This is a genomic window from Rhodococcus sp. BL-253-APC-6A1W, assembly GCF_012843405.1.
In the GTDB taxonomy this organism is placed as follows: Bacteria; Actinomycetota; Actinomycetes; order Mycobacteriales; family Mycobacteriaceae; genus Rhodococcus.
The window spans coordinates 55,781-67,810 of sequence record NZ_JABAFB010000011.1 but is presented as its reverse complement, the minus strand read 5'-3'; the positions used below and the strand labels follow the sequence as shown (position 1 = coordinate 67,810).

Sequence of the window (12,030 nt, the reverse complement as noted above, 5' to 3'; positions counted from 1 at the left end):
GTTCACGCGGTCGTCAGTTCACGCGGTCGTCAGTTCACGCGCTCGTCAGTTCACACGGCGCAGCAGAGCCGCGAGAGCCTGTCCGCCACCAATGCACATCGTGACGATGCCCAGTTCGAGGTCGCGGCGAACGAGGTCCTTCGCGACGCGCAGGGTGAGGATGGCGCCGGTTGCTCCCACCGGGTGACCGAGTGCGATCGCGCCACCGTACGGGTTCGTCTTCTCCGGATCGAGCTTGGCGTCGCGCATCACGGCGATCGCCTGCGACGCGAACGCCTCGTTGAGTTCGACGGTGCCGATGTCGGCCGGCGACGTGCCGGTCTGCTCGAACAGCTTGCGCAGGGCGAAGGTCGGCGCGTAGCCCATGAGCTGCGGGTCCATCGCGGCGGTGGTGACGGCCTCGAGAACCACGGAGCCTTCGAGTCCGCGCTCGCGGGCGGCCGACTCACGCGCGAGCACGAGCGCGGCGGCACCGTCGTTGATGCCCGACGCGTTACCGGCGGTCACCGTGCCGTCCTTCGTGAAGGCGGCGCGCAGCTTCCCGAGTGTTTCGACGGTGGTGCCGGGCTTGGGATGCTCGTCCTCGGTGACGGTGACGGGCTTGCGCCCACCGATCTCCACCGGGCTGATTTCTTCGGCGAACACGGCCTTGGCGGCATCGGTCGCGGCACGGCGCTGCGATTCGACAGCGAAGGCGTCCTGCTGGTCGCGGTCGACGCCGTATTCGCGGGCGACGTTCTCCGCGGTGACGCCCATGTGGAGGTTGCTGAACGGGTCGGTCAGCATGCCGACGGTGCCGTCGACGAGCTCACGATTGCCGAGCTTGTAGCCGTTGCGCGCACCGAAGTCGTAGAACGGCATGCGCGACATGCTCTCGTCGCCACCCGCCACGGCGATGTCGGCGCTGCCCCAGCGGATCTCCTGCGCCGCAGACCACACGGCCTGCAGCCCGGAGCCGCACAAGCGGTTGACCGTCAGGGCCGGTGTCTCGACCGGCAGTCCCGCGGCGAGGGTGACGCGGCGCGCGTTGTAGGCGTCCGCCCCGACCTGGCCGATGCATCCCATGATGACTTCGTCGACGTCCTCCGGTGCCACCCCGGCACGCTTCAGAGCCTCGCGCACAGCCGTGGCGCCGAGTTCGTGGGCGGGCACATCCTTGAAGGCGCCACCGAAGCTACCGATCGGCGTACGTGCGCCGTCGATGATGACGATCGGTTCCGGAGTACTCATGTTCTCGTCCTATCTGATCGAACACCGTTGTCCGCGACGCCGACGCTCCGAACCGCAATCCGATGTGGCCTGGTCGCACGAGGGAAATCCGTGACGGATATTACGACACCGGGTGCCTATGCCCGCCATCGCTACCGTCCTTCTTCTCCGGAGCAGCGAGGTCACCGCTGCGTACGCGGGTCGCCGCATCCGGGGTACCGAGTTCGGCACGCATGTCCGGGCGCCCCACGTAGAGCTCGAGAACGCGATACAGGAGCGAGGCGTCGATATCGAAGCGCCGGGAGTCGACCACGATCCGCGGGGAGGCGGGTATCGATTCCAGGCGGAAGATCTTGCTCGTCCGGCGACGTGCCCACGCGGCGGTCTCGGTGCCCTCCACCCACATTTCGGGATAACCGTGATGAACGGCGCGGAGGCGCGCCACCGACACCCAGGGCAGATACGACTCCACGAACCAGCCGCGGTGCCTGATCCCGTCGGGGCCGAGTGTCAGCCCTCCGGCGCGGATCCTGCCGAGTGCCGCTTCTCCGAGGAACACGACGCAGACCGACCCGAGCGTTGCCAGCACGACGCTGACCAGCGGCACACCACCGTTGGTGACGAGCACTTCGACCGCGGCGCCGAGCGACAGCGCCGCCGCGCATCCGACCATCGCGACCAGCAGCAGGAATACGGCCGTGCGGGACTGCACCTCGGTGGTTCCGCGACCGGAGGTCTCCGTGTACCGCACTTTCGGCTCGCGTCGCTCCGGCCACCAGTACACCGCTCCGAACAACGCGGTGAGAAGCATGAGCACCGCGAGAATCACGAAGAATCGCGACTCTCCTCCGGCGCCGGACTCCGCAGCTCGCAACCCTCCCCACAGCGCACCGAGCCCGGTCAGTGCAGCGGCTCCCGTCGCCACGGTCGCCGGCACGTTCCATTTCTGCGTCGGCCATTCGGGGGGGCGTTCCGGAGCCGTCCGAATGCTGTCGGCCTCTCCGTCTTCACCCCGCCGAACGTATGTTCGTCGCATCGGTCTCCCCTCCGGGTCTGCCAGGAGCCCCGACGCCCCCGGCCCGCGCCGGTCGGAGCCCGACGCTACCTGAACGGGTAGGCGCCGCCGCGGGTCGGTGATCCGGGGAGCCACGGACGGCGAAGGGTCTCGCGGTCGGCAATTCGGTCGGCAGGCGAGAATGTGACGATTACCATACTTACTGGTCAGTTGTAGTGTTACGCCAGTTCACACGGCGTTTTCAGGGGGTCGGAACAGGGGCGAATACGGGTTCCGGAGATTTTTTGGTATGGCCGAGTAACACCTCCGGCGAGGAACACGACATTATCTCTGACGATTCAGACGAGACCGGAGGAGTCTGCATGACTGTCCAGCTTGATTCGCCTGGCATCGGCACCCAGGGCGCAGCGTCGACGACCGAAGCTGAACTGGGGACGTTGTTCGAACAGGTTCAGGAGCTCGACGCCCAGATTCTCGACGTCATCAAGCGACGCGCCGAGCTGGCACAACGCATCGGTGCTGTCGCGAAGAAGTCCGGCGCGACCCGCGAGGCGCAGGCCGAGGAGATGGCGGTTCTCGACCGATTCCACGAACTCGGCGCCGACGGCAACACGCTCGCGATGACGCTGCTGCGCCTCGGGCGCACGCGCCGACGCTGAGGCCCGTCACGCCACTTCCAGCCCCCGCACCCACGGTGCGGGGGCTGCGTCGTGCCGGGAGCCGTCATCTGCGCGGTAGACCGGGCTGCATCAACGCAGGATTGTCTTGATCTCGAGGAACTCTTCGAGACCGAACACGCCGCCCTCCCGGCCGATGCCGGACTGCTTGTAGCCGCCGAACGGGGCGTCGGTGTTGAACGCTCCCCCGTTGATGTAGACCTGACCGGTCCGAATCCGGCGCGCTACCGCCTCGGCACGCTGCGGGTCGGCGGACCACACGCCTCCGGACAGGCCGTACTCGCTGGTGTTCGCGATACGCACGGCGTCGTCCTCATCGCGGTAGCCCATGATGGACAGCACGGGCCCGAAGATCTCCTCGCGGGCGATCGTCATCTCTTCGGTGACTCCGGAAAAGATCGTGGGGCCGACGAAATATCCGGTGCCGAGCCCGGTGTCGCGGCCGTCGAGCACCAGTTCTGCGCCTTCGGCGACGCCCGTGTCGATGTACGCCCGCACACGCGCCTGCTGCGTCGAACTCACGAGCGGGCCGAGCTTCGATGCGGCGTCGCCCGGGTGTCCGACGGTGAATTTCCGTGCCACCTGCTCGGCGAGCGCGGCGACTTCCGGCATTCGCTCGGCCGGGACCAGCATGCGGGTCAGGGCTGTGCAGGTCTGGCCGGAGTTCAGGAAGCACTTGCTCACGCCGTCGGCGACGGCCGCGGTGAGATCCGCGTCGTCGAGGATGATGTTGGCGGATTTGCCGCCCAGTTCGAGCGCGACCTTCTTCACCGTCTCCGCCGCGACCGCCGCGACCCGCTTACCGGCGCGGGTCGAACCGGTGAACGACACCATGTCGACGTCCGGGTGCGCCGCGATGGCCTCACCGACGACCGGACCGTATCCGCTCACCACGTTGAAGACCCCGGGCGGCAGACCGGCCTCGTCCGCGATGTCGGCGAGCGCGTAGGTCACCAGCGGCGCCACCTCGGTCGGCTTGAGGACCACGGTGCATCCGGCCGCGAGTGCCGCGAACACCTTGAGGACCACCTGGTGCAGCGGGTAGTTCCACGGCGTGATGGCGCCGACGACCCCGATCGGTTCGCGCACCACGAGTGCGTTGCCGATCTGCCGGTCGTCGAACTCGTAGTCCGCGGCCAGCGCCGCATAGCTCGCGATGTTCTTCAGTGGCATACCCACCTGGACCGCGGCGGCGAGCCTCATCGGCATCCCCATGTCCTGGGAGACGGTCGCGGTCAGGTCCGCGGCACGCTCGTTCGCGAGGGCGGAGATCTTCTCGAGGTGGGCGCCGCGCGCCGCACCGCTGAGGGAGGACCACGCGGGAAATGCCGCCCTGGCAGCGGCCACGGCCCGATCGACGTCGCCGGCGGTTCCTTCGGCCACCTCGGCGATGACCTCTTCCGTTGCGGGGTCGCGGACCTCGATGCGCCCGGGCCCGTCCGATGCCACCCACTGTCCGTCGATGTAGATCTGCGTGCGGTCCAGAATGTCGGTCATGCGCGCCTCCGTGTGTGTCGTGCGTCTCTCCGGCGCAGCGTATCGAAGGAAGTCGCGTCGGTGGGCCGGCTGTTCGACGGGATCGGTGCCCGCGCTGCCGGGCGGGACATCCGGAGGTGAGCGCGGCGGGTGTGATGCACGGCGGGTGTGATGCACGGCGCCGAACACGGCGTTAACACGTAGGCTACAATTTGTTTCGCTGCTCGCGCGCTCCACCGTCGCATCGCTCGGCACATCCGGACAACGTCGTCTGCCTTTCATCACCGTCTCCGGCAGAGCTCTGTGCGATCGCGGATCAGTGCGAATCTTCGCCTCCCCCTTCGCGTCCCTCACTGTCGGACGACGTCGCACTCGATCCGCCGAGGAGGGCATTCCGTTGACGAACGCCGACAACACCGGGCTGTACGACAGCAGTCTCGACAAGAGCAGCTGCGGCGTAGGTTTCATCACCCGCAAAGACGGTGTGCGGACCCACGACATCCTCACTCGCGGGCACGAGGCGCTCTGCGTGGTCCCGCACCGGGGCGGCATGTCCGCGGAGGGGGTCGGCGACGGGGCCGGCGTCAACGTGGACCTGTCGGTGGAATTCTTCTCCGCGATCGCCGGAACACCGCTGCAGCAAGATCATTTCGGCGTCGGCAACTTCTTTCTCCCCTCCGAGGACGCGGCCCGGGCGGCTGCCGAGAGCCTGATCTCGGCGGCACTCGCCCACGCCGGAATCCCGGTCCTCGCGGTGCGCGACGTCCCGGTCGACGACAGCGTGCTGCGCGCCGCCGCGGTCCGGTACCAACTGCCGATCCGGCAGTGGATCTTCACCCGCCCCGGCACCTGCGCGTCGGCCGACGAGTTCGACCGCCTCCTGCACGACGTGCTCCTCGATGTCGAGGCGCGCGCGTACCCCGATCCGGATCTCACGGGGCTGTATCCGCTCTCGCTCAGTTGCCGTACCCAGGTTCTCAAGGGACGCTTGAACTCCCATGAGGTCATACCCTATTTCCGGGACCTGACGGATCCGCGGCATTCGGTCCACACCTTGTTCTTCCACACGCGGTTCTCCACCAACACGGACCCGCACCCCACGATGGCGCAGCCGTTCCGGCTCATGGCGCACAACGGTGAACTGAACACCGACCGCAAGAATCGTTTGTTCGAGGGTGCGCTGGCCCGGGCGATGGGCCGCGACATCGTCCGGCCTCCCGGCCAGTCCGACAGTTGCCGTTTCGACCAGACGCTCGCATCCCGGATCGCATTCGACCGTCTCGACCTGGTCACCGCCGTCGTGCAGATGATGCCGCCGGCGTGGGAGAACGACACCACGTTGTCCCCGCAGGTACGTGCGATGCTCGAGTTCTTTTCCCTCTACGAGGAGAAGAACGACGGTCCTGCGGCGCTGATCTTCGGTAACGGCACCGTGGTCGGCGCACGTCTCGACCGCCTCGGCCTGCGCCCGCTGCGGTCCGTCGAGACCGCCGACTACCTCGCCGTCACGTCGGAGGCCGGCCAGTTCGATTTCGCGCCGAGCACGGTACTGCGCCGCGGACGCATCGAGGCCGGCGGCATGCTGTACTTCGACCATCGCACCCGGCGCTCGTACGGCACCGTCGAAGCGCTCGAACTACTTGCGGCCGAGCGCGATTACTCGATTCTGGTGGATGCCGCACGACGTGAGATCGAGGCGCTCCCGCCGGTCCCCGCGGAAAAGGCGGGCTCACCGCTGCGCTACAACGGCGATCTCGGGCGGCACCAGCGGTACGTCTCGTACGCACTCAACCAGGAGTCGTTCCGTTTCATGCTCGACCCGATGCTCGCATCGGGTCAGGAACGGATCTCCGCAATGGGGTACGGCAACGCCATCAACGCCCTGTCCGATCAGGAAGGCGGTGTCGCCAAATACTTCTCGCAGCGCTTCGCCCAGGTGACGAACCCGTCGCTCGATTCCCTGCGTGAGGCCGACGGCATGACCCTGCGCGTCGCGCTGGGGGCACGCCCCGGCAGCGGCGCACCGTCGTCGACCGCGACCCAGATCGTGGTGCCCACCCCGATCCTGACCCACCTCGAGATGCTTCGGATCCGGGAGCAGACCGACACCCCGGTGCGGCGCTTCGAGATGCTCTACACCCCGGTTTTCGACGACACGAAGGCCAACGCCGCTCAACTCGCCGCCGCGATCGACGGGGTTGCCGACCGCATCGCCGATTTCGCGCGGGAGTCCGGCGGCATCGCAGTCCTCACCGACCGGCACGTCGCCACCGACCGCGCCGCGCTGCCGATGATTCTCGCGATCGCCGCGGTCAACCAACGACTCATCGACGACGGCGTGCGCCTGCGCGTGTCGGTGATCGTCGAGTCCGGTCAGCTGTGCTCCTCGCACCACATCGCCGCGACCCTCGGTTTCGGCGCTGCGGCGGTGTACCCGCTCACCGTGCAGATGCGCGCGGAGGAGAAGTACGGCGACGAAGCCGACCTCGCGTTCCTGAAGTTCCGCAAGGCCGCGGAGAAGTCGCTGATGAAGACGATGGGCAGGGTCGGGCTGTGCACCGTCGAGTCGTACATCGGGGGTGAGTTCTTCGAGCCCAGTTACCTCGACACCGACGACGAGGTGCTCCGCCGCTGGTTCCCGAACGTGGCCACCCCGGTGGGAGGCGTCGGGTTCACCACCGTCGCCCAAGCCGTAGCCGACTGGCATCGACGCGCAGCGGCCGTCGAGTCCGAGGCGGACGTCCCCCTGCTCGGCCTGTTCAAGGAACGCGCCGAAGGGGCGGGACACTCGTTCGGCACCACCGCCGTGCGCGGATTCGTCGACATGACCGAAGAACCCCTCGCCGTGCCCGCCGTGCGCGAGGCCGAGCCGGACCTGACGGACTCGCTGCGCCTGTTGCCGCTGCACCGCCTCTCCGACGCACACGGTCTCGACGACGAGGCGTACCGCTACGGCGGTTTCCGGGCACTGACCGACGCCGAAATCGACTCCTTCGAGATCACCCCCGGCTACCGGGCATTCGCGCGGACCATGGCGGAGGAGCGCTCCCGCCGCCCCGCCGCGTTGCGCGATGTCCTCGCCCTGCCGTCCGACATCACCTACGCGGTCACCACCGACGACTTCCACAAAGAGATGGGGCGGTTCTCGCGGTACGGCAACAACTCGATGCGCGTGCGCGGCCTGGCCGCGGCCCGCGTGGGCGAGAACGAGTTCGTGCTCCGGCTGACCGGACCGCTCGCCGACGACCACACCCGGCCCGCAGCGCTCGGCCGGTCTCTCGTCGCGCGGTTCGGCGACGCCATCGTCTCGCACCGCTGCTACGGCGACACTCTCACCGTGCACGCGGTCGGTGACGCCGCCGACTACCTGAGTCTGGTCCGTCAGGCTCCGGCGGCGGTGCGTCTCGACCAGGTGCAGCCCGCACACGAGATCACCCGCGCCCTCGCCTCGGGTGCGATGAGCCACGGCGCCTTGAACTCCAACGCGCACGAAGCTGTCGCGCACGGAACCAACATGGTCGGTGGCATGTCGAACTGCGGCGAAGGGGGCGAACATATCTCGCGCTACGGCACGATTCGCGGTTCCCGCATCAAGCAGTTCGCCTCGGGCCGCTTCGGTGTCTGGGCCGGGTACCTCGCCGATCCGATGCTCGAGGAGATCGAGATCAAGATCGCGCAGGGTGCCAAACCCGGTGAAGGAGGACAGCTTCCCGCGAAGAAGGTCACCGTCGAGATCGCGGCCGCCCGTGGTGCGACCCCGGGTGTCGAACTGATCTCGCCTCCGCCACACCACGACACGTACTCCATCGAGGACCTCGCGCAGCTCATCCACGACTGCAAGGCCGCCCGGGTGCGCGTCGTCGTCAAGCTGGTGTCCTCGGAAGGTATCGGCACGATCGCCGTCGGCGTCGCCAAAGCCGGCGCCGATGTCATCAACGTCGCGGGTAACACCGGCGGCACCGGGGCCGCCTCGGTGACGTCCCTGAAGTACGCGGGCCGGTCCGCCGAGATCGGCGTGGCCGAAGTTCATCAGGCCCTGACCGCGAACGGACTCCGGGACAAGGTCGTGCTCCGGTGTTCGGGTGCGCACCAGACGGCATCCGACGTCATCGTCTCCGCGATGCTGGGAGCCGACAGCTTCGAGTTCGGCACCACCGCACTGATGATGCTCGGCTGCGTCATGGCGAAGAACTGCAACGTCAAGTGCCCCGCCGGACTGACCACCAATCCCGAGGTCTTCGACGGCGACCCGCGCGCGATGGCGCAGTACCTGCTCAACATCGCCCACGAAACGCGGGAAGTGCTCGCCCGGCTGGGCCTGCGCTCGCTGCGCGATGCCCGCGGCCGCGCCGACCTGCTGCACCTGCTCGATCACCCCTCGAGCATCGGGCAGCTCGACCTGCGCGCCATGCTCACGGTCCTGCCCGAGGTACGCGTCGACAACCCCGTCTACCTGGAGAAGGACTACTCGCTCGACGACGCGTGGCTGGTCCGGCTGCGGGAGGCCCTGATCGAGGCACGCGAGAGCACCGTGACTCTCGGCGACGGGGTCCGCCTGACGAACAACAACAAGAGCGTCGGCGCGCAGTTGGCGATCGACATCGAGCGGATGCTCAACCACGACGATCTCGACGACCTTCCGTCCGTGCTGCGCGACGAGCGCGGACGCGGGTGGTTGCGCGACGGCACCGTCACCGTAACCACCACCGGATCGGCGGGCTTGTCGTACGGCGCGTTCTGCAACGACGGTATGCACCTCGAGCACATCGGCACCGCGAACGACGGTGTCGGCAAGGGTCAGTGCGGCGGGCAGATCGTCCTGCGCTCCCCCGGCGGCGGCTGCGATGAGCGCGGCGGCAACGTACTCATCGGCAATTTCGCCCTGTTCGGGGCGACGGGTGGCCGGTTGCTCGTCGAAGGCGAGGCAGGTGACCGTTTCGCAGTCCGCAATTCCGGCGCGACGGCCGTGGTCGAGGGTGTCGGCGATTTCGCCTGCGAGTACATGACCAACGGTGCGGTACTCAACCTCGGCGGATTCGGCAAGGGACTCGGCAACGGCATGTCCGGCGGTTTCGTCTACCAGTACGACCCGGACGGACTGCTGCCCGCCAAGGCCAGCGCCGACTCGATCCTGCTCGGGTCCATCACCGGAGACGATCCGCAGGCCGCGCTGCACAGCGCCGCGGTGCTTCGGCTGCTGCACCTGCACGTCGAGTCGACCGGATCTGTGAAAGCGCGGTTCCTGCTGGACAACTGGCAGACCGAGCAACACCACTTCGCCTACGGGATGCCGCGCGCACTGCTGCAGTACCAGGACGCCGACGAGATCCTGGCCGCCGCGTCGCGCAGGGAACTCGCCTCCGAGGTTGCGTCCGCGCTGGTGGCCCATCAGGTTCGCAAGTTCAAGGAGAGCTACCGCTCGGGTGCACCCGTCGCCGGTGGACTGACCCCGTCGGGCACCGATACCGAAACGATGTATGCGCTGCTGAACAACTACACGGTGCTCGCCGCCGCGCAGGAGATGGCGTTGCAGAAGGTTCCGGGCGCGTCGGACGTCTCGGATCCGGCGGTGCAGAAGGCTGCGCGCAATCTGCTGCTCACCGAAGATTTCTTCCTCGTCGCGAAACTCGAACGGTACGCACTCGCCGCGATCGCCGATCACTCCGATGAGCAACTGGCGGTGCTGGTCGCCGACAAGCGACTCGGCGACTACAAGCAAGCGCTCGCACTGCGCAATGTCCGTTCGGTCGACGCCCCCGGAACATACGGCTGGATTCTCCTGCAGAGCCGCAAGAATCTGGACGCGATCGGTCGTTTGCCCGGTTACGAAGAACTGTTCGCCCGCAACGCCGTGCCGAACGTCCTCGCCTCCACGATGGGAGTCCCCGCGTGACAACTCCTTTCATCCCACTCGATGCGCCCTTCACCGACGACCAGCGGTCGTGGCTCGCCGGCTTCCTCGCCGGTATGCAGACCCGGCTGTTCTCCGGCGGTCCCGCCGACGATGCCGGAACCGCCGGTGCGGCGCCCGTGCTGCATGTGCTCTACGGCTCGCAGACGGGCAATGCCGAAGCGGTGGCCGAGGACGCCGCCGCCGCGGCGCGCACGCACGGGTTCGCTCCGGTGGTGTGTGCACTCGACGATATGGATCTCGACCGGTTCGCCTCGGCCGGGCACGTCCTGATCGTCACCTCCACGTACGGCGAAGGCGAGATGCCCGACAACGCGGAGTTGTTCTGGGACGCTCTGTCCGCGGAGTCGGCCCCGCGGCTCGAGCGCATGCACTTCGCGGTCCTCGCGCTCGGCGACACCGGTTACGACGGCTTCTGCCAGGCAGGCAAACTGCTCGACACCCGTCTCGAACAACTCGGAGCGCAGCGCATCGTCCCGCGCGTCGACTGCGACGTCGATTTCGAGGATGCCGCCGCCGCGTGGATCAGCGAGACGATGCCGCTCGTCGCGGCGGTCGAGGGAATCGTGGGGCCGGGTGCGCCCGCCGCACCCGCACCGACGGCACCGGCACGTCCGAAGTCGCAGTGGACCCGCAAGAACCCCTACCCCGCGACGCTCACGACCAACCGGGTGCTGTCGGGTCCGGGTTCGGCAAAGGAGATCCGGCACTACGAGTTCGCGCTCGGCGAGTCGGGCATCGAGTACGAGGCCGGCGACGCGCTGAACGTCGTCCCCCTCAACGACACCGCGCTGGTGCAGGCGCTGCTCGACCGGTTGCGCCTCGACGGTTCCGTCGTGCCCGCCGGTTTCGGCAGCACCCTCACGCATCTGCTGACCTACGACTTCGAGATCACCGCGCCGACGGTCGACCTGCTCGAGGAAATCGAGAAGCGCACCCGCAACGAGGAATTGACGTATGTGCTGCGGCACGGCGACAAGGCGGCACTCGACGAATGGCTGTGGGGCCGCGACATACTCGACGTGCTGCTGCTCGAACCCGCACCGGAACTGTCGGCCGAGGAGTTCCTGTCGCTGTTGCGGCCGCTGCAGCACCGCGCGTACTCGATCTCGTCCAGTCCGAACGCGTGCGACGGTGCGGTACACCTGACCGTCGCGTCGGTGCGGTACGGCGACGACGACCGTGAACGCCACGGGGTGTGCTCCACCTACCTCGCGGACCGCGTCGGCGACGGCACCGTCGGCATCTTCGTCACGAGGAACAAGGCGTTCCGTGTCCCGTCCGACGACACCGCACCGATGATCATGGTCGGGCCCGGCACCGGCATCGCCCCGTTCCGCGGATTCCTCCAGGAGCGGCGTGCGCGCGGCGCGACCGGAAAGAACTGGCTGTTCTTCGGCGATCAGCGCCGCGACTGTGACTACATCTACGAGGACGAACTCGCCGAGTTCACAGCGTCGGGAGTACTCACCCGGCTCGACCTCGCGTTCTCCCGCGACCAGGCCGAGAAGATCTACGTGCAGACCCGCATGACAGAACACGGGGCAGAGTTGTTCGCGTGGCTCGAGGAAGGCGGTCACTTCTACATCTGTGGTGACGCCTCCCGCATGGCGAAGGATGTCGACGCCGCGCTCCACGCGATCGTCGCCGAGCACGGTGGGATGAGCCCGGAGCAGGCCGCCGAGTACGTCACCGCCCTCAAACGGGAGAAGCGGTACGTGCGCGACGTCTACTGACTCCTC

Annotated in this window: 6 protein-coding genes; 3 read left to right on the top strand and 3 right to left on the bottom strand. The window is 67.8% G+C overall.

Annotation, left to right across the window (positions count from 1 at the left end; translation table 11 throughout):
* Positions 1-45: 45 nt before the first annotated feature.
* Positions 46-1,230, bottom strand: coding sequence for a thiolase family protein (locus tag HF877_RS17335; RefSeq protein WP_169622436.1), 1,185 nt, complete (start codon positions 1,228-1,230; stop codon positions 46-48).
* Positions 1,231-1,330: 100 nt separating this feature from the next.
* Positions 1,331-2,146: a hypothetical protein gene (locus HF877_RS17330; RefSeq protein WP_346765217.1), complete on the bottom strand. Its 816-nt coding sequence runs from the start codon at positions 2,144-2,146 to the stop codon at positions 1,331-1,333.
* 440 nt (positions 2,147-2,586) lie between these two features.
* Here HF877_RS17330 and HF877_RS17325 point away from each other — a divergent pair, with 440 nt between their 5' ends.
* On the top strand, positions 2,587-2,883 hold the full coding sequence (locus HF877_RS17325) for a chorismate mutase (protein ID WP_169622434.1): 297 nt from the start codon (positions 2,587-2,589) through the stop codon (positions 2,881-2,883).
* 90 nt (positions 2,884-2,973) lie between these two features.
* On the opposite strand, the gene HF877_RS17320 is transcribed toward HF877_RS17325, so the two are convergent.
* Entirely contained in the window at positions 2,974-4,398 is a 1,425-nt protein-coding gene (locus HF877_RS17320) for an aldehyde dehydrogenase family protein (RefSeq protein ID WP_169622433.1), read from the bottom strand.
* Positions 4,399-4,774: 376 nt separating this feature from the next.
* Here HF877_RS17320 and HF877_RS17315 point away from each other — a divergent pair, with 376 nt between their 5' ends.
* Both HF877_RS17315 and HF877_RS17310 read left to right on the top strand, forming a co-directional pair.
* Positions 4,775-10,270, top strand: coding sequence for a glutamate synthase-related protein (locus HF877_RS17315; protein ID WP_169622432.1), 5,496 nt, complete (start codon positions 4,775-4,777; stop codon positions 10,268-10,270).
* The gene (locus tag HF877_RS17310; protein WP_169622431.1) at positions 10,267-12,024 is read left to right on the top strand and encodes a sulfite reductase subunit alpha; all 1,758 of its coding nucleotides are present in this window, start codon (positions 10,267-10,269) and stop codon (positions 12,022-12,024) included. The genes HF877_RS17315 and HF877_RS17310 overlap by 4 nt, the downstream gene beginning before the upstream one ends.
* The last annotated feature ends 6 nt before the right edge of the window (positions 12,025-12,030 follow it).

Bases quoted from the DNA above. Each gene is read 5' to 3' on its own strand.
- HF877_RS17320 (WP_169622433.1), bottom strand. From the start codon at position 4,398: ATGACCGACATTCTGGACCGCACGCAGATCTACATCGACGGACAGTGG.
- HF877_RS17335 (WP_169622436.1), bottom strand. From the start codon at position 1,230: ATGAGTACTCCGGAACCGATCGTCATCATCGACGGCGCACGTACGCCG.
- HF877_RS17325 (WP_169622434.1), top strand. From the start codon at position 2,587: ATGACTGTCCAGCTTGATTCGCCTGGCATCGGCACCCAGGGCGCAGCG.